A 20,988-nucleotide genomic window follows, 5' to 3' on the forward strand; every position below is an offset into this window, starting at 1 on the left:
AATCAAAAAGTTTTAAGAAGTAGTTGCACCTATCTGGAATTATTTAAACTTGTATAATGAATTACTTTCTGGCTAAATTGGAGTATCACCATCCTCATAGGTTTGTTATGTTAAAACGGGATATTTCAACAACTAATATACTTATTGCCTCTGCTGGCGGAATGATCGGCTCAGGGTGGTTATTTAGCCCATTCATTAGTGCCCAAATGGCAGGTAGTAATTCATTAATTTCATGGATTATTGCTACTGTATTTATGATTTTTATTGCTCTACCTCTTTGTGAGCTGGGTACTATGTTTCCCATATCTGGCGGGATGTCTAATTATCCTACTTTTACTCATGGGAAGGAGGTTGGGTTTTTATTTGCATGGACATCATGGTTGTCTTATGTCGTAATGACCCCGATAGAAATACAGGCTATTTTGCAGTACTCAAGTCATTTTTTCCCGATATTAATAGTTAAAGATTCCTCAACCTTCACACTCTCCGGCTATGGTTATATTTCAGCAATGGGGATCATGCTTTTTGTCGTGGTCTTGAACTCCTACGGAATTAAATTGCTTGTTGAATGTAATAAATATGCAAGTATCATTAAATTTATATTACCAAGTATTGCAATCGTTTCTTTACTTCATGTTGCTCCAACCATGGATAACATCAAGATCAATTTGTCGGATAAAGAAAGTTGGGTAAATATTTTTACCGCACTTTCTGCTGGAGGTATTGCTTTTGCGTTCACTGGATTTCAAAATGGTTTGGTATTGGCAGGAGAGGTAAAAAATCCACAACGAAATATTCCTATTGCTATTTTAGGTGCCGTATTGATTGGATTTGTCTTGTATTTCATGCTTGAATTAAGTTTTATTGCGGCAGTACCACAAAAATATTTAACACATGGTTGGCAAGCTCTGAGTTACCCAGGAGATAGTGGACCTTTAGTAGGTTTAACTTTGCTTTTAGGCTTAGGAGTTGTAGCTACTTTGTTGATGATCGATGCGGCTTTTTCTCCATTTGGAACTACTTTAGTGTATACCGCTGCGACTTCACGAATTTTATATGGAATGGCTTTGAATGATCACCTGCCCAAAATCTTCTTAAAGGTAAATCGTCATAAAATTCCTTATGTGACTCTCTATGCAAATTTATTAGTTGGAATGCTTTCCTTTCTCCCATTTCCAGGATGGCAGAAGTTGGTAGCATTTCTATCTTCTGCAAGTATTCTTTCATATAGTATTGGACCTATATGTCTTTTAGCAATGCGTAAATTACAGCCTTTAACGCCTAGGCCCTTTAGACTTTCTGGAGCACTTGTTTGTTCACATATTGCATTTTATTTTTGTAATTTAATGCTTTATTGGTGCGGATTTTCGATTATTTGGAAGTTAGATATTGCTTTACTGTTTGGTCTTCTAATTTATTCTATATATCATCGCGCAAACTCATGGGATAATCGCTCTCTTTTATACTGGTTTTTATTTTACATGGTGACCCTACTTGTTGTTTCTTATTTAGGCACTTTCGGTGGAATAGGTATTTTAAAGTTTCCTTTTGATCTATTGACCTTATTACCTTTAAGTATCTTTATTCTATACTCCTCTCAACGATTGTTAAGTCCATCACGTCATGAGCATGTTGTTTCTATGGTAGAAGAATCAACAGCAATTGTGAAGGATGAACTTCTTATACAATGAGCATTTAATCGTATAATTGTTCTTTATTTTATTGGATTGGGTTTTGTTTTATGCGTTTCAAGGTATCTGGATTTAGGGGCTTAAGCAAAGGAGCTTTTTCGCTTTTAGGTATTTTCTTTCTGTCCGCTTCTTTTGCTACTGAAGTCCCGATTTATGATTTTTCGCTAAAATCCTACTCTCAAGATATTCATGATTATTTCCCTTCAGATAGTGAGGACAATGAGGTTCCCTTATTAAAACCGGAATATCAAGAGATTCAATTGCATCAATTTTATAATCACTATTACTCAGATAATTCAGAAGGCCTCTCTCCTTGGAGTGAGAGAATGGTCAGTTCTATTATCCCTGTGGTGAAAAAAATTGAATTGGAATTATTAACGGAATTTGATAATCAAAATAAATCAGAAGAAGAACGACACTATGCAGAAAACTTTAAAGAGCATGATGAGCGATGGTTAAATCGAATCAAAAACAATATGAATTTTCCAGCTATTGAAATCTTAGCATTTAACGAAAAGAATAGAGCAATAGCTGTAAATAATACCTTTGCCCGTGCTTTGCCAGATGGTGCCCCAGATTTTTTCTATTTTACGATTCCCGGTCAAGGATTTCCCTTTGATAATTTACAAGAATCAGTAATTTGGGCGGGAACACCACTTTATGTTTTTACAGTTTCCCAGGATAGCGCCTGGTCTTTAGTATTAACACCTGACGCTTATTTTGCTTGGGTAAAAAACTCAGATGTTGCTTATGCTTCTAATGGATTTATTCAACACTGGAAACAAGCGTCAAAAAAAAGTTTAGTAGCCATCACTGAAACAGAAGCAAGTATTGTAAATCAACGTGGTCACTTTCAATTCGCAGGCTACATCGGTGCAGTGTTCCCATTCCATAGCAGTACTCAAAATCATATTTCTATCTTGATTCCAATAAAAAATGAACTTCATGAAGCCGTGATCCAGACTGGATTTGTGCGCTCCCAATCCGCTAGTCTAATGCCTCTTGAGGCTACAAAAAAAATATGAGTCGTATATTAGAACAATTACAAAATCGTCCTTATGGTTGGGGAGGGGCTTTCTTTTTTAATGATTGCTCTCAAGAACTAAAAAGCATATTTACTCCATTCGGTATTTGGTTGCCGCGCAATTCCGCACAGCAGGCTAAAATAAGCTCAGGGATCGACTTAACCAAAAATACGGTTGATGAGCGAATTAGTACTTTGAAAACACAAGGGCATCCACTCATGACTCTTGTTTATATTGGTGGCCATGTAATGCTTTATTTAGGCAACAAGTCGATAAATCATGAAGTTGCTGCTATGACGTATCAGAACATTTGGGGGCTTTCTCCTGAGAGCAGGGACAAAAGGTATGTCATCGGGCAAGCATTATTTTTTCCCTTACTTAAGTACTATCCAGAAAATCCAGATATAAGTTCGCTGGCTAATAAATCATTTTTTAAAATGATTCATCTTGATGAATTGAGTACTAAGGACATTACACCGGAAGTATTTTCCCGAAGCTTTACAAAACCGAATCGCCCCAATTTGAACTTATAGAATGGAAAAATCTAACTATTATCCTGTCTTGCTATGGGTGAACCTTATTTATTAAAAATCCCGAGATATATTGCCTGACCAAAATATTGGATTAGGGGTTGCACTTCGGCTCTGAATCGGTAAAGCTATACTTCATGTATCTCATTAGGGTAAATGTCGTGCGCTATTCTAATTATTTATGTTTCTTTGCCGCTTTTTTCTTTAATCAAATGGGAAATTCTCAAACGCTTTCAGAGAAAATAGACGAGATTATTGCACAAAAATTACCCCATGCAACCGTTGGTATACTTATTAAAGAAGCGGAAACTGGTCGTGTTGTTTACAGCAGAAATGCAGATAAATTGCTTTCTCCGGCTAGTGGCATGAAGTTGCTTACTGCTGCAGCGGCTCTTTATCAATTAAAACCAGATTATCGTTTTATAACAACACTTTCACGAAAAGAAAAAAATTACTATGTTCAATTTACCGGATCACCCTCGTTTACTGCCGATAATCTAACTTCATTAATATTAAACTTGAAAAAAAATAATAATATAAACTCCATTCAAGGAAATATAATAATTGACAGTTCGCAATATCAAGAACCAAATTATCCAAGTGGAACTTCTTATGATGATTTAGGTTGGTATTATGCTGCTCCAGATACGGCTGCAATTATCAACGAAAATAAAGTGGCTTATGAACTTACCAGCGCTAAAGAACTGGGTAAACGGGTCGACATTAAACCAAAAACACAGCTTAAAGCACTAACTGTGATAAATGAAGTCTTAACAGTGAGTAAAGAAGAAGGAAAAGACCACTGCAGCTTGAATCTTGAACTCAATCCAAATAATACCATTCGCTTATATGGATGTATGATTCAGGAAAAAAATCCAAAAGTAATAGAACTTGCTATCCCTGATCCGATATTGGTAGTAAAACAAGTGATACAAAAAACCTTTGATAAAAACAACTTGGCCCTGAAAGGAAAAATTATTACCGGCACCTCTCCAGCGGATCCTACTTTTATTGCGAGTTTCCAATCAAAAAAGCTGAGTACGCTGATTACTCATATGTTACAACAATCAGATAATCTCTATGCAAACAGTCTAACTAAAAAATTAGGATATATTCTAAGCGGGAAAGGCACGCACAAAGAAGGGGCTTTTGCGATTAAAAAAATATTATCTGAACACACCCATCTTGATATGTCACAAATGGATATCATTGATGGTGAGGGAACCCGCTATAATTTGGTTACCCCAGAACAAATGGTAGTTTTGCTTAGCGATCTTTATCATGATCCAGCTATGAAACCTATTTTCTTCAAAGCACTGCCACGAGCTGGTGTTTCAGGAACATTAAAGGAGAGAATGAAGAAGACTATGCTTGAAAATAATGTTTATGCCAAAACAGGTTCAATGCATGACATATCTTCATTATCAGGCTTTATCACCAATCCCCACCAAAAAACATTTATTTTTTCTATTATCATCAATGGAATTAATAAGCCTATAGGAAAAGCGAAGTCTCTTGAAGAAAACATCTTGCTAGCTTTAGATGAGTATAGTTTAGAAGAAAGTCCGTCTCTTTAAACCTTATTGAACATCTACTTTTGAAAGTATGCTCTCAATATATCTATAGGTTTTTCTTTGTTTTATACTCTATTTATAGCCAAGGAAATGAAAATGGATGAAAAGGGATACTATAGGACTTTTACGTGTCTAATTGGAGGAATCTGTTTCTTTGTGGGATTATTTGATTTTTTTGCTTGGTATTTTAGCTCTAATTTACCCGAGGAACTCCCCGAATATATTTTTATGAGACCCACCACTGCCTTGGGCTTTATTTTGTCGGGCCTAGCTTTAATTTGTTTGTATCGAAAAGCAATAAAAGCCAGCCGACTTCTTAGTTGTATTCTTTTATTATTTTCGGCATATATTTTGTATGAGCACATCGCGAATGCAAATCTAGGTATTGATATTTTCTTCATCAAAATTCTTGCATTAGATTACAAGTTATACCCAGGTCCTATGGCTCCAAGTGTGGCTTTAAGTTTTATCATTGTTTCACTTTGTTTTTTAATTATTTCTTTCGATTTTTCACCTAATTGGCTTTGGGTAAGTTTAGTCGGTGTATTCTTTATTTTGAGTTTGGGATTTATCGCCGGGGCTGATTATTTTATGGATTTTACAGCACGCTTTGGAGCTGGAAGATGGATGAAAATTTCTATTTATACTTCTTTGGGTTTAATCCTTTTAAGCTTAGGTATCATTTTTTACATCAATTCAAAAAATGTAAAACATTCGCGAGTCTCCCTGCCATTAATTACGGTGTTCGTAATTCTAAATATCACTACTCTTGGATGGCAGATTACTAAAAAGAACCAAGAAAATTCATTAAATATGTTATTGCAGTTGAAGATTGAAAATGTTGAAGATGTCATTGAATCTCATTTACAAGAGTTTACTTCTTCTTTTTCCCGAATGGCCAAACGTTGGATAAGTCAACAAACACCATCCGAAACCGAATGGAAGGCGGATGCAATGCATTATATTCATGATCAGCCCGGCTACCGAGCAATTGCATCGGTGAATAATCAATATATAGTACGTTGGCTTGCACCAGAGGAAGGAAATGAGCAGCTTAAAGAATATAACCTTTACAATGATCCTGATCGACGAAAAGAGATAACCAAAAGTTTGTCTTCCAAAGAGTTGCAAATGAGTACTCAGTTTGAACTAAAAGGGCTGGGTAAAAGTCTTTTGTTGTTAAGTCCCTTATATAAAGGAAATCTATTCGAAGGGTTTATGGTCGGTATTCTCGATACAGAAAAGTTTTTGGCTGATATTTTAAAAAAAATGGATATTAAAGGATATAATTTGATTATCTATGATTCCTCAGGAGTTTTATATACTAATACTCAAGATATGAAGTTTTATAAGAGTTGGCAGCACAGTATGATTCTTCCTACTTATGGACAAAACTGGAAAATTATACTTTGGCCTTCAATTACACTACACCATCAAGTAATTACCTCTTTTTTTCCTGCCATGATCTTAATAATCGGAATAATTATGGCTTTGCTCTCTGGATTTTTGGTTCATACACTTCAATTTATAAGAGAAAATACTGAAAGATTAAAGAGAACCCAAGTTGCTTTAGCAAATGCGCGAGAGCGTTTGCAAGGAATTATTGAAGGAAGTAATGACTTAGTTGCTGCAATTGATTTGAACTACAATTTTATTGTGTTTAACACTATGTATAAATGTGAAATTTATCGAATTTTCAAAGTCGATTTAGAAATTGGCATGAATTTTAATGTACTTTTACAGAAAATGAGTGTTGAGAATCAAACAAAATCCCTGACACTGTGGGAAAGAGCAATGAAAGGTACTGCGTTTACAGTGATTGAGTCATTTAAAGACAAACGCTACGATGGACTGGATTATGAAATACATTACAATCCTATTCATGATTCGCAGGGAAATCTTATTGGGGTTAGTCATTTTGCAATGAATGTTCATCAACGTATTCAAAATGAACAAAAACTTGAAGAATCTAAAATAGAGCTTGAGAATCTCGTTAAAAGTCTTGAAATGCAAAATAAAGAACTGGAGTTATTGAAAGAATTAATGAGTTTCTTACAATCCAGTCTTTCCATGGATGATGCGATCGAGATAATAAAAAATTACAGTAAACGTATCCTGTCAGGTACTTCTGGAATTGTTTACCTTATTGCTTCTGATAATCTGAATATGATTAGCAGAGTTTTAAGCTGGGGTGAGACTGTTTCTAACTTATTCCTGTTTACACCCAAAGATTGTTTGTCTTTATTGCGACATCAACCTTATTATATTTCCGATAGCACTGAAGGAGTATTGTGCAATCATATAAAAAAAGGAGATAAAAAACCTAAAAGCTATGCGTGCTTGCCATTATTTGCTCAAAATGAAATGTTAGGCTTATTTTACGTGGAATTTGGTTTAAATACTGACAATCAACGCTTGATTGCTTTGGCGCAAATCATCTCTGAACAGTGCGCATTGAGCCTGTATAATATTAGACTTCGTGATGTCTTAAAAACCCAATCTTCCCAAGATAGCTTAACGGGAGTTTATAATCGACGTTATTTTGAGGAATACCTGCAAAAAGAAATTTTGAATTCAAAAGATAATCCATTTACATTTGCTCTATTATTAATTGATATAGATGATTTTAAAAAAATTAATGATACGTATGGTCATTTGGTAGGTGACCAGGTTCTTTTGGAATTTGCTGCAAAAATACGACACATAGGACGAGAGGAGAATGTGGTATCTCGTTGGGGTGGCGAAGAGTTTATGATTTACTTACGAAGTAGTAATTTAGATCAGGTCAAATCACAAGCGGAAACGCTGCGTAAATCCATCGAAAACTTTTCAATAGAAATTAATCAAGAAAAAACTATTTCAGTAACTATTTCCATCGGTATTGCTTTTTATCCCCACGATGGTAAGAGAATAGATGATTTAATATCTAAGGCAGATGAAGCCCTTTATCAAGCAAAAAAAATGGGGCGGAATAAAGTTGTAGCGAGCTCAAACATTCATCAAAATAGAAATCATTAGCAAAGAAATATTTTAGAGAAAAATTAAAAATATCGAAAATGTTTATCTTGTTATAAATAACAAATACTGGATAATCAGCCATTTAAATAGGTAAAGCGATGAACGTTGAAAAACTATTTTCTTATGGAACTTTGCGTTATGAAACAGTACAACTGAATAATTTTGGACGAAGATTGCATGGATCGGCAGATAAACTGCCTGGATTTGGTATGTCTAAAATAAAGATCAAAGATCCCAGCGTAATTGCGACGAGTGGTGAAGAAGAACATCCTATCATTACCTATACAGGTCAACCCACCGATAATATTGAGGGTATGGTTTTTGAGGTAAGTTCAGAAGAGTTAGCAAAAGCCGATTCTTACGAGGTTGAAGATTATAAACGGGTCAAAGTGAAATTGGCTTCGGGCATATTTGCGTGGGTCTATGTTCATGTCGAGAGCATTGAATAACTTCTTTCGAAGAGTAGATTCCCGCTTGCGCGGGAACGGTATTTAGTTGTGAGCACATTGATTCAGCGTATCTGGGTTTTCACCCTCTGTTGCATCCTTTGCATAAGGGAAAAACTTATAAGCATTGTTTGTTATTTTGCGAAATGGACATTTTCCTTCTTGTTGTGGTAAGGGTGTTTCTATAAGCTCTTTAATGACGCGAGGAGCATATTTCCCCAGGACATCTTGATACATAGCGTGTCTATCATTAAGCATACCTAGACCGATCTGCATATTATGTAAATCTCTAGCTAAATCGTCGATAAGCATTTCAATAGTTAAATCCTTCATTTGTTGGGGTAACATTTCGGAATAGATAATACCTCCAAAAGGGGTATTCTTTTCATCGATTCCATAATAAGCACGTAATGCATTAAAAAATTGATGCTCAATAAGATCTTTTTTAGGGCCACGAGCACCCACAATAATGATATAAGTTTTCATTAAGTCAATTAGATATTTCTGGTTCCAGGAAATATATATTTGCTGCAAGCCCTTTAGTTGCAGTTCGGCTGCCATTTCAGTGTACTTATCTATATTAGGTTTTAAATCACGTAAGTAACGTTTCCGTATCAGTTCAAGTTGATTTACCTGCGTACAACGTGAAATTTCTTTCAGATAAGACAACATTAAATCAATAGTAGGCATAACTACATCTAGATTGGAGAAGTTAGTATGTAACGTTTCAATTTGTTCATACAATTCATCTAATTCCTCTGGCAAATCTTCCAATCTTATATGTCTTTGGATTGCCTGCTCTAAAATTTCAAATAAAGAAATTGAGAAATGACAGGTGATCTTCAAAAGTAAGTACGGATCATCCATTGCGGGTGTATTACTTTCTTCACAAAGAATATGCTTGGATTTGTCATCTCGTTGAAGAAGCATTAACATTCCATTCATGTAAATAACAATATGATCTACACCATTTAATTCCTTTTTTGCGAAAATGAGATGTTTTTCAAGAAACCAGATCGAGGCCTTTTGAGCATATCCCCTTAGTGAGGTTTTTGAGGGATGGGTTGTTGGCGTGCCTTTTCCTCTTTTATTAAGTGCAGTAGACAAAGAAAATTCAGATTGAGGAAGAGAATGTTTGGGGGCTCTAGTTGTTATTTTTTTAGTGTCTAAAAAGATACCCCCAACTCCATATTGTCCTTAATTGAGCGGCAATGTGGGTTATTTTGTGGATGGCATTTTTGAGCATAGCAAGTAACATAATGATCTCCTATAAAACATAGTGAAAAATAAACAACAAATTGAACCTAACATAGGCTTTATTATTTTGTCAATTTCTTCTATGGAGTGCTCGGAAAATTGAATCATTAAGTAGAGGAACTTAATGATTCAATGCATGCTTAATGAACCACTTGATGATGTTCATCTTTTACCCATCGCATCAAAAAAGCTCCAATAATTTGGAATAAAGGTAAAATAGCTAAAGCAATATGATAACTAAATATTGAAAAATCATGAGATGTCCCGGCGGTGCTAAATGTATCAAGCAATTTTCCTATCGCTGGCTCGGTAACAGCATCTAAAAACGCATCACTGGCATTGATTAGCGAGCTTACCGTGCCTGCCAGATATAAAGGGTTGGACTCTTTTCCGATAACAAATACTATGGGAAATGCTCCTAAACTAAAGCCGAAAAGAAAGAGTAATACACTTAGTAGCCAAATTGGCATAGGGTGGGCGTAGATAATTAAACTAATGGATAATGCAGAAACTAAAGTGCTGTAAAAAACAAATGCGCAGCGATTTTGTATGCGATTAATAAATAAAGCAAATAAAGGACATGCAATTGCTAATCCTACAAATACTAATGAAATGAGGGAAGGGGCAACCAACTTATCTAAATGATAGGCTTTTTGTAAAAAGGGATTTCCCCATAAACCACAAAAAATAACAATGGGAGAAAATGCTAAACCACTATATCCGGTTAATAACCAGTTTTGTTTGTTTTTTATAATTAATAAAATGTCTTTCCATAGATGCGGGTTCTTAGCAGCATGTTGAGTTTCTATGGAACCAATGGAAAAGGATGGTTTATCTTTGACAATAAGTAAGAACAAGAAAGCTAAAACTATTCCCATCCAGGCTACATTAGCTAAACTGGCTCTCCATCCTATCTGACTGACCAGCCATGCCAGTGGCATTTGCCCGAAAATTGCTCCGATCATGGCGGCAGTAACGAGAAGTGAGGTTAACAAAGCATAATATTTTTTGGGAAACCACACCGCTGCTAATTTAAAATAAGCGATGGAAGCAAAAGATACGCCCACGCCTGTTAAAGAACGACCTAGAATGGCGGTATTTAATTCCTGGGCCTGAGAAAAAATATAGATTCCAAAAGCACAGCAAAAAATGGCTCCTGTAGTAACCCAGCGCGTGCCATAGTGATCGAGGATAATTCCTACAAATAGAGGTACGATAAGGTAAGTCCAGAAATACACCCCTGACAAGACTCCGAGACCTAATCCTTGAAGATGAAAGGTATCCATTAATTGTTGGGGCATTACACTTGGAAAATTCTGAAGAATATATTTATAAAATAAAAATGCTGCACATAAACTAATGATAAAAATAGCGCGAGAGGTAATTATTTTTTGTTTTTGCGATGCTTGTGAATCGAGTGCGGTTTCCAAGGTAATCTCCTCAAAATAGTTAAAGTCGTATCGGCTGATTATTTTGGCCTTTCCCTAGAGAGGCCGAATAATCAAAACGCAACTCTAGGGCGAGGAGAGGAAGACCACGACCACCACCACAGAAACGACAGAAACAATAGCACACACCAACCAAGTAGAGTTGTTTAAAGAAGATTGATGTTGTATGGCATTGTTCATATATGTTACAGAGTGTGAAATAAATCGTTAATCATTTGATAGTAACAATTCCGATTAGATCTTGTCAAATAGATTATCAAATAATTGAGTAATTTAGCTGAATAATCATTTGATAGTTGGTGATCTGAGCAAGTACATCTCAGATCACTAAGAATACTGATTTATGAATGGTTTGTTTTAAGTATAACAAAGCCATTTATTTTTTCTGATGTTTTGAACTCGAATCTAATTCGGGTACAGGAAGATCGGGTATGAGTTTTTTTACTCTATAAAGCCACCCAAGTCTTGTCTCGGGACTCATAATTTCTCCTGGCTTTACTTCGCCGATTAATTCATTTAATTCGTATTTGCGTTCTGGTTTAATTACCGCCTCAAGTACATTTTTTGCTTTAAGTATGTCTTCAGGACGAGGAGCAGGAGCATGGGTTGGGACCAAACACTTCAACATGCGCGAATAGCTACTTCTAGGCTGCGGTCTAGGGGCCGTAGGTTTTGGTGACATAGCAAAGGGGGTTTGTGCTTGAAGAAGTTGAACTTTATTTTCCTGAAAATTATCTATACGGTTCATCACTTTCTGTACTCGACTTTGACAAACTTGAGACCGGGTCCTAAGTGTTTCTGCCTGATTTTGCATGCGGTTATTGTATAAATAGTTAACGGTACAAATATCTGATTTTAATTTGTCATATTTTAATTTGGCCTTTAACAAGTCTTTTTCACTTGCATGATCGGGATCCATCTTTTCTGAAAAGACAACATATGAATCTCCATGTCGGCGATAACGAGCTCTTTGATTTGGATCAATAATAAATTGTGCTTGGCTGAAATCATTAACAGGCTCTAACTGGGAGTTTAGAAGAATTTTCTCTTTTCTTAAAAATTGCAACGCTTGTATCAATCCCCGTTCTTGTAACCTCAGACCTTCACGATACGTAGGCAATTGTAAATCTTCGCTTAACGATTCTTGTTCATTTAAACGGGTTCTTATTTGAGCGATTAACTGTTGATAGACTTCTTCAGAAGTTTGAGGAGGATGTTGGAGTTGAGATTGATAAAAAGCAAGCTGTTCTTCCAACAATCGCGCTCTTCTCTCTAGGCGCTGCCTATTTGTTTCTTGTATTCTATCAATATTATTGGGAACCTGTGCTGTTTGCTGTGCTCTAAGGGTCGCTAGCTGGGTTGATAGAGCTGTTATTTGTTGGTTTGCATGCGAAACATATTGAGTTATTGGTTGATTGTTTAATAAAGGTATTTGAAGAAACTCATTGAGCTGTTCCAGATGATCGGCCATGTCTGCATGATATTCTTCCATTGCTAATACTTCTTCTTCAAGCTCTTGTAACTCTTCTTCCAATTGAGTCAAATCACTCTCTAATTTAGTTAATTCTTCATCAAGTTTTATAATCTTACTGGCTCGAATACTTGCATCCATGAGATGCATTGCAATTGAAGAGTGCTTTTTCTCCTCAGATTTAAACTCATTAAGCCTTTCATCAATTTGATGCTGCGTCATTTCATTAACGTGCTCAGTATGCGCTTTATTTTTGGCAATTAAGGTCATAAGAAGAAAAAGCAAACGTTGCTGTCGGAGCAGTTCCTCTTCACTACTTTTTCTAATCAATAGAGTTTGTTCCTCTTCCTTCATTAGTTCTTGTGCTATCATATTTATCGTTTCATTTCCGCCAGCAGTTTTGAGAAATTCAACTACCTGGGTAGCTTCTCTTAGTCCAAACCGTGCAAGGAATTGAGTCGATAAATGGGAATCTGTTTCGGTTGTATTGGGGGTATTGTCTCTTTCTATAGTTGCAAACCATTGCTCAAGCTGATGTGAATTCAACATCCTTGGCATTGGTTGACTGGGTAATGTATAAGGCACAGAAGAACTCCTGTAGGAAAATATTCTGTTCAAATTATAATCTTCTTTCAATTGAAAGTAAAGGTAATGTGTATTAATAAACTGATAAATCAAGAGCTTAATACATTGGCTTATTACTTCGAGATTTAGTTCTTAAGTACTTCTTTAGGTACTCTATAATAAAGAATTCTTTTCCCAAAATAAGCGGATGAAGCGATAAGAAACAAACATATAAGGATAAATAAATCGTAATGCAACAATGAATCATATTTTAATGAGGAAGGAGGAGTAAAGCTGACCGCAATTGAAATAATAATGCCAATAAATCCGAGAATGGATGATAAAACAATGCACAAATAATATTGATCTTTTTCTTGCCAAGATAAGTGTATTGCACCAGCAAACATAAACCCATACATTAATAAGTACATTTGAGTAGCCAGAGTAATCATAAACCAATAGGAGGCATTAACACTGGGTAATAATAAAAAAAGTGTACTAATAAATGAGACACCACATGCTTGCATAACTAGTAATCTAGAGGAGGATTGTTTCGAAATAGGGAGCTCATCACTTGCAAACAGAAGGCCCTTAACTGGGGAAATAAGCCAATTATTGGCACACCCAATACAACCAATGACGATTAAAATATTAACTATCAAACTTAATTTCGCACATTGGATTTGAGTGAAGAAAACTTGAAATAGCTGGGGAATGCCACTAATAAAATTCAATTGATTCGGTGAAAGTAGCATAGCTAAAGTCAAAGAGCCAAAGAGCATCGTAACAAAAATAATAATCACTGAAAGAGCAATCGCCTTAGGTAATGCGCCTGGTTTGCAATCTTGCGCATGAACCCCAGCAATTTCAATGCCACAAAAAGAAAGTATTATTGCCGTTAGGGATCCCCATGAATCTTGATGTGAAGGTGTTATAAGGTTAAGCGATTGGGGATAAATAATCATCCCTATAAATCCTATAGCTAGGATTAAAATAAAGGGGATTAAAAGTCCCATTATAGAGCAAACAATAGTCAGGCGATTGGAAAAGTTGAGTCCTTTTATATTAATCCAAGTCAAACCCCAGATGAGAAGATTAATTATAATAAAAAGAAGCATTTTATTTTCAACAAGATCCGGATTGATGCAGTACAAAAACGCACCCGCTATAAAACTGAAAAAGGTGGGATAAATAAGGATGTTTTGCATCCATTGGAACCAAATAGCGAGAAACCCAGCTTTTTTTCCCAGACTATTTTTTACCCAGCCATAGATCCCTTCGTCAAATTTAGTGGAAAACCAGCCTGCAATGATGGCGCTGGGTAATAAAAAGAAAAATAATGCCAGGCCGAAATACCAAAAAATATCTGTGCCAACCAATGCAGCAGCAGGCAGGTTACGAATGCTGTCTACTGAACCCACGGTCATTAAAGTCAAACTAAAAATAGTAAGCTTTTTATTCATTAAAATCTTAGGGATAAACAGCTCAAACCACCATCAATTTTACGAAATTCGCTTACATCTACGGTGATCACTTGGAAGCCAGAATTAAGAACCATTTCAACCGAATGTGGGAAACCTTGAGGCATAATGATGGTATTATTAACATTAATGGAATTCGCGGCGTAAGCTTCACAATCATCAATAACCAATTGTTTGAATGATTGAAAAGCCGGATGATTAATTAATTCTCCATTGACGAGTACACAGCCATCCCCCAGATATGAAACTCCAGTTTTCAGATGTAAAAATTTGTTCAATTCAATCACGGTACTTTTAAAACCATATTGTGTCAGTAAAGCCGTTAATTGTGCCGCCCCTTCTTTATTAGTTCGTTGCGAAAGCCCTATATAGAAATGATCTTCTACTTGCATCACATCACCAGCTTCCAAGGTTCCAGGGGCAGCAATTTTATGGATGTTTGCTTTGTAAAAACTTTGAATACACGGTTCAATTAAATTTACCTCTTCCTCTCTTGATAGGACCCCTGGACGAGTGAGGAGGGCAAATCTATCTGTAAGGAGTGCAGGGTCCTCAACAAAGCATGAATCAGGAAATGGGTCCAAGGCAGGTAAAACAGTTACTTCGACACCACAGCGAGCCAAGGCATTGATGTAACTTTGATGTTGTTCGAGGGCTTTTCTATAATCCGGTTGACCTAACTCGATTGTGGATGTTAATCCATGAATTAAATTGGAAGACGGTGTTCGTACAATCGCTTGTTGAAACATATTAATCATAATCCCTTGGAAGAAGTAAATTGAAATCCCTGATGTTGATAGTCCCAAATATTAAGAGCCAAAGCAAGGGAATAGAGTGCTTTATCCTCCGTATTGAGTTCAAATTTTAATTACCGCAGCACCTGTAAACCGCCCGTGACGTAGATCCTCAAGTGCTTGATTAACTTCTCTTAATGGATAGGCATGAACTTCTGTTTTAACAGGAATTTTCGGTGCGAGCGATAAAAACTCCTCACCATCCTTTCGGGTTAGATTTGCTACAGAACACAGAGTCCGCTCTCCCCAAAGAATATTATAAGGAAAACTAGGAATATCACTCATATGAATTCCAGCACAAACTACTATCCCTCCTTTTTCTATATTACCAAGTGCACGCGGAACAAGTGTTCCTACAGGTGCAAAAATGATAGCAGCATCTAAAGGATGAGGCGCCTCTTGGTTTGAATCTCCTACCCATACCGCGCCTAGACTATATGCAAACTCCTGTGCCTGCTTATCACCAGGACTGGTAAAGACATAAACCGATCGTCCTTGTTGTTTCGCTACTTGGATAAGAATATGTGCTGCTGAGCCAAACCCATATAATCCTAAAGTTTTTGCATCATTTGTTTTTAATAAAGCCCTATAACCAATCAAACCTGCACAAAAAAGCGGGGCTGCCTGATCATCAGAATAACCCTCCGGTATAGGAAAACAAAATCGCTGGTTCGCTACACAATATTCTGCAAAGCCACCATCAATTTGATAACCAGTAAATCGGGCGTGATCACAAAGATTTTCACGCCCAGATTTACAAAACAGACATTGTTCACAGCTCCCACCTAACCAAGGGACTCCAATTCGTTGCCCAATAGTAAAAGGGCTATTCACTGAACCAATTTTTTCGATTGTGCCAACAATTTGATGACCCGGTATTAGAGGAAGTTTGGGGTGATTTAATTCACCATCTACAACATGTAAATCGGTACGACAGATGCCACAGGTATGCACTTTAATGAGCACTTCATTTTCTTGAGGTTCAGGTTTTTTTATTTTTTTATAGATTAACTTTTGGCCTGATTTTTCCATAATCATGGCATGCATCATAATATGTTCCTTAACTTGAGTACGCGAAAATGCGAATGATATTTATTACTGTAGACCAATTAATACTATTTTGACTTGACAAAATACTTTTGTATATCAAACTGTATTTAGTGTATTTCGTTAATGGAAAATTAATATAGGACGGAGTCGATAACATGAATGCGCTATTAAAATGGAAAAAAGGAACACCTACTTCAATTGAACATCCTCATAATCCTTTTTTAAGTCTTCAACAGGAAGTGGATAAAGCATTCCAGGATTTTTATGAAATGTTTTCACCAAATAGAAGCATGGAACAATTTGAGAATCTAAATCTTATGCCTTCCATGGATGTGGTTGAGGATAAAGATCACTTTACCATCCAAATGGAAATGCCTGGCATGGATGAAAAAGATATCACTGTATCTTTAAGGGACAATTTGCTTACTATTACAGGTGAAAAATCAACTTCTAAAAAAAATGAAAAGAAAAAATATATTTCTCGAGAAATTAGTTATGGTAAATATGAGCGTTCACTCTCTTTACCCTCAACAATAGATATAAATAAAGCCAAAGCAACTTTTAAAAAAGGAATGCTCTGGATAGAGCTACCCAAGAAAGCAGAAGCTAAAGGGAAATCTCGAGACGTAAAAATAGAAACTGCAAAATAGAATAAAATGCCCCATGATTATGGGGCGTAATGCTCATGTGACAAAATGACCACGTTCCAAGTGGATTATGAATTCTTATAATAGGCATATAGATGAGTTACATCGAAAATCAGGTCTTTGATGAGATAACAATTGGTAAATCAGCGAGTCTAATACGCACATTAACTCCAGAAGATATCCAGCTGTTTGCCATCATGTCTGGAGATATTAATCCAGCGCATGTAGATGCAGAGTACGCTAAAAATGATATGTTTCACAAAATTATTGCTCATGGTATGTGGAGCGCATCACTTTTATCTACTATATTGGGGACAGAGTTGCCAGGCCCCGGCACCATTTATTTAGAACAAACTTTAAAATTCGAACATCCTGTGACTCTAGGAGACACCATCACCGTCACACTTAAGGTAGTGAATAAAATACCGAAAAGACACATTGTGGAGTTTGATTGTAAAGGCGTTAACCAACTGGGAAAAACAGTTATTTGTGGTCGTGCAAAGGTAATAGCACCAACCACAAAAATTAAAAGAGTCTGTATTGAGTTGCCTAAAGTTGAGCTTAAACCAAAACAAGAACATTGGTATCACCATTTAATTATGGAAAAAAACGCTCTAGAACCACTTAAAACGGCTGTGGTTCACCCTGTGGATGTACTCTCGCTTAAAGGAGCAATTTCTTCGGCCGAAGAGGGATTAATTATACCGGTTCTCGTGGGCCCGAAACAAAAAATTCTTGATGCCGCTAAAGAAGCTAATATTGATATTTCGGCTTACGAACTTATTCCTACTAGACATAGTAATGAAGCTGCTGAAACTGCGGTAAAATTAGCTGCAGCACAAAAAGTTGAAGCGATAATGAAAGGAAAACTTCATACAGAAGAATTGATGAAACCTATTGTTGCTAAAGAAAATGGATTACGTACAGGGCGCCGTATGAGCCATGTATTTTCTCTTGAGGTACCTAATTATCCTAAACCTATTTTTTTGACCGATGCCGCAATCAATCTATTTCCAAATCTCAGTGAAAAACGTGACATCGTACAAAATGCGATTGATCTATTTCATGCACTTGAACTAGGTACCCCTAAAGTTGCAATTCTTTCTGCAGTTGAAACCGTAAATGAAAAAATTCCATCCACACTGGATGCCACAGCATTGTGTAAAATGGCGGAGCGCGGACAGATTACAGGGGGTATTTTAGATGGTCCATTAGCTTTTGATAACGCTATTTCTATGGATTCAGCACGTGAAAAAGGTATTTTTTCTCCTGTTGCGGGTAATGCGGATATCTTAGTAGTTCCTGACATTGAATCAGGTAATATGCTTTACAAACAAATGACTTATTTGTCAGGTATAGAAGCCGCTGGGATGGTATTGGGAGCTCATGTTCCCATTATTTTAACCAGCCGAGGTAGCGATGAATTATCACGAAAAGCATCCTGTGTTATGGCTTTATTGTATGCACGTAGAAAAAAACAATGAAATCAGAACAATTTGATGAAGCAGTATTAGTAATTAATGCAGGTTCTTCCAGCATTAAATTTAGTCTCTTTATTTCTTCTTTAACTATAATTTATCATGGTGAAATAGAAAGTATTTTTAAACATCCTCAAATAACCATTTCCAATGCACAACAGGAACAGATTGCTAATACATCCATTTCATCACCGGGGTATGAATCTGCATTGAGTTTTTTATTTGAATGGATAAAGCATTTACCTACACGGTATATTTTAAAGGCGGTTGGGCATCGCGTAGTTCACGGGGGACGTTTTTTTCATGGTCCCATATTAATTAATAAAGATTCTATTGAAAAATTAACCTCTTTAAATCCTTTGGCACCACTTCACCAACCCCATAATGTAGCCATTATTGAGAGTATCTTAAAGCTTTACCCTGAACTTCCACAAGTCGCATGTTTTGATACATCATTTCATCAAACCCAAGACAAATTAGCTACTCTTTTTGCTATACCCAGGAAATTAAGTGAGGAGGGAATAATTCGCTATGGATTTCATGGTATTTCTTATGAGTACATTGCTTCCGTTTTACCTTCAGAAATCAAAGATAAAAAAGTAATTGTTGCTCATCTGGGTAATGGTGCGAGCATGTGTGCGATGGAACATTGTAAAAGTGTTGCTACCTCTATGGGATTTACTGCCTTAGAAGGTTTAATGATGGGAACTCGCTGTGGTGAAATTGATCCCGGGGTAATTTTATATTTACTCCAGGAAAAAAAATTATCTGTAGAAGAAGTGAATACCCTTTTGTATAAGAAATCAGGACTATTGGGAGTATCTGAAATCAGCAGTGATATGCGCGAACTTCAAGCCAGTAAGGATGAAAGGGCAGTTGAGGCAGTTGATTTATTTTGTTATCGGGCTGCCCGAGAATTATGTGCTCTAGCCAGTAGCTTGCAAGGATGCGAGGCAATCATTTTTACTGCCGGCATTGGTGAACGCTCAGCGCCAGTAAGAAAAAAAATATGTGAACGTCTGACTTGGCTGGGAGTAATATTGGATGATCAGGCAAATTGCACTCATACTGCAGTAATTAGCCATCCTCATAGTAGAGTATTCGTAGGTGTTATTCCTACTAATGAAGAATATATTATTGCAAAACATACATTGAATCTGATTTAGATCCATAACTATCTGGAGTTCTTATGTTTCAGTTTTTTATAAGGTTACTTTTAGTGATTTCCGGATCAATCGCGAGCTGGTTTGTTGCGCATGATGAACTCCGATTTCCTATCGTTCAAATGGTAATTTCAGTTATTTTATTTACTCTCATTATCGCTATCATTGCTTTTTGGCCGGAATTAAAAAATTGGTTTAAAGGAATTGGCAAAAAGCATTAAAGGTCGCACGTCTCTATTATATTACATCAGGCTTTTCTCTTTGTTCCTCATCGGTAAGTTCTTCTATTCTGGACTCCATTTTTCTCATGTGTGGTAAAGATTCGATGGTTTTAAGCATATACTCACGAATAGCATCGATATCATTAACTGCAATATCGCTTGGCACATAGGAAAAAATATATGTTTCATCATCATTTTCATACATATTATTAAGCAGTTCCAATAAACCTGATTTCGCTAAATATTTTGCTTCATGCATCGTAATTACTCTACCCTCAGGAGGAATCAATCCTATATCTCGATTTCTTTGATTAACTAAATCATACTCGTCAGCAAGATAGGCATCATGCTCAGCAAACCCAACCTTTACAGAACACACCCTGAGTTTGTATTCTGGATTTTCAAAACTTACTTCATGCAAAGGGGTATTGATACTGGTCCAACTACATAATATTTGACCGGGGACTGTCAAAAGATGAATATCTTTTACATCATGTAGTTCTAATCCAACATATTTTTTTCCAAAATTTCGAATCATGGTAATTTCTATGTTTTTCCCTGCTGTTTCTAGGACATCCGTAAGCCCCTGAAATTCTGTATTCATTTCTGTTTCTAAGTCATAACGCTTTTTAAAACGTTTATATAGTTCTTCATGAGTGCCCAGGATTTCTTTAGGGTTAACGAAAAAAGGAGGGAAATTGGTTGTGACAATTGCTCCGGAGCTAGGAACTATGGTACTCATGCTTGCATAAGTACCGCCAACTTGTAATGATGGAGTAAATGAACCAAACTTGGTTGTATTATTTAGAATGACATGCTCAGGAATGTTATAATGATCCTGTTTCTTTTTGCTGGGCCCACAGAGAAATCTTTTTCTTTTTAAAAAATCAGCAACTTCATGATTGCTCATACCTCTAAATATGAAGTTTTTTTTATGATCGCTTTCTAGACGCGTAACAAATTTGGGAAATGGTTCATGACTTGAATGCCAATTTGTTTTATATACCCTTTTAAAATCTTTTAAAATGGAACTATTGCGTGTATTTAGGTAATCTAGTACAACATTGGAGTATGAAGACCCACTTTGGTGTGGCTTTACGCGACCGAAAAATTCTCTTGCTTTCATCAAA

The 20,988-nt window shown here is 36.2% G+C and carries 17 protein-coding genes; 10 read left to right on the plus strand and 7 right to left on the minus strand.

All coding sequences use genetic code 11. The features are described from left to right. Nucleotides 1–107: 107 nt before the first annotated feature. The 6 genes from HBNCFIEN_RS08090 (at nucleotide 108) to HBNCFIEN_RS08110 (ending at nucleotide 8,287) form a co-directional block, all read left to right on the plus strand. The gene (locus HBNCFIEN_RS08090) at nucleotides 108–1,691 is read left to right on the plus strand and encodes an APC family permease (protein ID WP_182390612.1); all 1,584 of its coding nucleotides are present in this window, start codon (nucleotides 108–110) and stop codon (nucleotides 1,689–1,691) included. 50 nt (nucleotides 1,692–1,741) lie between these two features. Continuing rightward, complete coding sequence (locus HBNCFIEN_RS17715; RefSeq protein WP_255464154.1) at nucleotides 1,742–2,716, plus strand: SH3 domain-containing protein; 975 nt, start codon at nucleotides 1,742–1,744, stop codon at nucleotides 2,714–2,716. Further along, complete coding sequence (locus HBNCFIEN_RS17720; RefSeq protein WP_255464156.1) at nucleotides 2,713–3,249, plus strand: NlpC/P60 family protein; 537 nt, start codon at nucleotides 2,713–2,715, stop codon at nucleotides 3,247–3,249. Before HBNCFIEN_RS17715 ends, HBNCFIEN_RS17720 begins: the two co-directional genes overlap by 4 nt. A 158-nt stretch (nucleotides 3,250–3,407) precedes the next feature. Then, on the plus strand, nucleotides 3,408–4,823 hold the full coding sequence (gene dacB, locus HBNCFIEN_RS08100) for a D-alanyl-D-alanine carboxypeptidase/D-alanyl-D-alanine-endopeptidase (protein WP_182390613.1): 1,416 nt from the start codon (nucleotides 3,408–3,410) through the stop codon (nucleotides 4,821–4,823). A 93-nt stretch (nucleotides 4,824–4,916) separates the two neighbouring features. Then, nucleotides 4,917–7,838, plus strand: a complete 2,922-nt coding sequence (locus HBNCFIEN_RS08105; RefSeq protein WP_182390614.1) for a diguanylate cyclase — start codon at nucleotides 4,917–4,919, stop codon at nucleotides 7,836–7,838. A gap of 98 nt (nucleotides 7,839–7,936) precedes the next feature. Further along, nucleotides 7,937–8,287: a gamma-glutamylcyclotransferase family protein gene (locus HBNCFIEN_RS08110; RefSeq protein ID WP_182390615.1), complete on the plus strand. Its 351-nt coding sequence runs from the start codon at nucleotides 7,937–7,939 to the stop codon at nucleotides 8,285–8,287. Between the two features lie 42 nt (nucleotides 8,288–8,329). On the opposite strand, the gene HBNCFIEN_RS08115 is transcribed toward HBNCFIEN_RS08110, so the two are convergent. From HBNCFIEN_RS08115 to HBNCFIEN_RS08140, 6 genes are all read right to left on the minus strand, one after another. Then, nucleotides 8,330–9,391 carry a hypothetical protein gene (locus tag HBNCFIEN_RS08115; protein WP_182390616.1) on the minus strand — a complete coding sequence of 354 codons (1,062 nt, stop codon included), beginning with the start codon at nucleotides 9,389–9,391 and terminating at the stop codon, nucleotides 8,330–8,332. A 290-nt stretch (nucleotides 9,392–9,681) separates the two neighbouring features. Further along, complete coding sequence (locus HBNCFIEN_RS08120) at nucleotides 9,682–10,971, minus strand: MFS transporter (RefSeq protein ID WP_182390617.1); 1,290 nt, start codon at nucleotides 10,969–10,971, stop codon at nucleotides 9,682–9,684. A 394-nt stretch (nucleotides 10,972–11,365) separates the two neighbouring features. Further along, the gene (locus tag HBNCFIEN_RS08125; protein ID WP_182390618.1) at nucleotides 11,366–13,045 is read right to left on the minus strand and encodes a hypothetical protein; all 1,680 of its coding nucleotides are present in this window, start codon (nucleotides 13,043–13,045) and stop codon (nucleotides 11,366–11,368) included. A 125-nt stretch (nucleotides 13,046–13,170) separates the two neighbouring features. After that, a complete protein-coding gene (locus HBNCFIEN_RS08130; RefSeq protein WP_182390619.1) occupies nucleotides 13,171–14,487 on the minus strand; it encodes an APC family permease in 1,317 nt (438 codons plus the stop codon). Further along, nucleotides 14,487–15,263 (minus strand): dimethylarginine dimethylaminohydrolase family protein, encoded by a 777-nt coding sequence (locus tag HBNCFIEN_RS08135; RefSeq protein ID WP_255464157.1) that lies wholly within the window; start codon nucleotides 15,261–15,263, stop codon nucleotides 14,487–14,489. Before HBNCFIEN_RS08135 ends, HBNCFIEN_RS08130 begins: the two co-directional genes overlap by 1 nt. Before the next feature lie 99 nt (nucleotides 15,264–15,362). Beyond that, nucleotides 15,363–16,346 carry a zinc-dependent alcohol dehydrogenase family protein gene (locus tag HBNCFIEN_RS08140; protein ID WP_182393649.1) on the minus strand — a complete coding sequence of 328 codons (984 nt, stop codon included), beginning with the start codon at nucleotides 16,344–16,346 and terminating at the stop codon, nucleotides 15,363–15,365. A 158-nt stretch (nucleotides 16,347–16,504) separates the two neighbouring features. Here HBNCFIEN_RS08140 and HBNCFIEN_RS08145 point away from each other — a divergent pair, with 158 nt between their 5' ends. The 4 genes from HBNCFIEN_RS08145 to HBNCFIEN_RS08160 all read left to right on the plus strand — a co-directional run bounded on the left by HBNCFIEN_RS08145 (nucleotide 16,505) and on the right by HBNCFIEN_RS08160 (nucleotide 19,858). Beyond that, nucleotides 16,505–16,999 (plus strand): Hsp20/alpha crystallin family protein, encoded by a 495-nt coding sequence (locus HBNCFIEN_RS08145; RefSeq protein ID WP_182390620.1) that lies wholly within the window; start codon nucleotides 16,505–16,507, stop codon nucleotides 16,997–16,999. A 92-nt stretch (nucleotides 17,000–17,091) separates the two neighbouring features. Beyond that, the gene (locus HBNCFIEN_RS08150) at nucleotides 17,092–18,480 is read left to right on the plus strand and encodes a bifunctional enoyl-CoA hydratase/phosphate acetyltransferase (RefSeq protein WP_182390621.1); all 1,389 of its coding nucleotides are present in this window, start codon (nucleotides 17,092–17,094) and stop codon (nucleotides 18,478–18,480) included. Continuing rightward, a complete protein-coding gene (locus HBNCFIEN_RS08155; protein WP_182390622.1) occupies nucleotides 18,477–19,640 on the plus strand; it encodes an acetate/propionate family kinase in 1,164 nt (387 codons plus the stop codon). Before HBNCFIEN_RS08150 ends, HBNCFIEN_RS08155 begins: the two co-directional genes overlap by 4 nt. 23 nt (nucleotides 19,641–19,663) lie before the next feature. Then, the gene (locus tag HBNCFIEN_RS08160; protein ID WP_182390623.1) at nucleotides 19,664–19,858 is read left to right on the plus strand and encodes a hypothetical protein; all 195 of its coding nucleotides are present in this window, start codon (nucleotides 19,664–19,666) and stop codon (nucleotides 19,856–19,858) included. A 16-nt stretch (nucleotides 19,859–19,874) separates the two neighbouring features. On the opposite strand, the gene HBNCFIEN_RS08165 is transcribed toward HBNCFIEN_RS08160, so the two are convergent. Beyond that, the gene (locus tag HBNCFIEN_RS08165; protein ID WP_182390624.1) at nucleotides 19,875–20,984 is read right to left on the minus strand and encodes a hypothetical protein; all 1,110 of its coding nucleotides are present in this window, start codon (nucleotides 20,982–20,984) and stop codon (nucleotides 19,875–19,877) included. Nucleotides 20,985–20,988 lie beyond the last annotated feature (4 nt).

This window comes from Legionella sp. PC997 (assembly GCF_014109825.1).
In the GTDB taxonomy this organism is placed as follows: Bacteria; Pseudomonadota; Gammaproteobacteria; order Legionellales; family Legionellaceae; genus Legionella.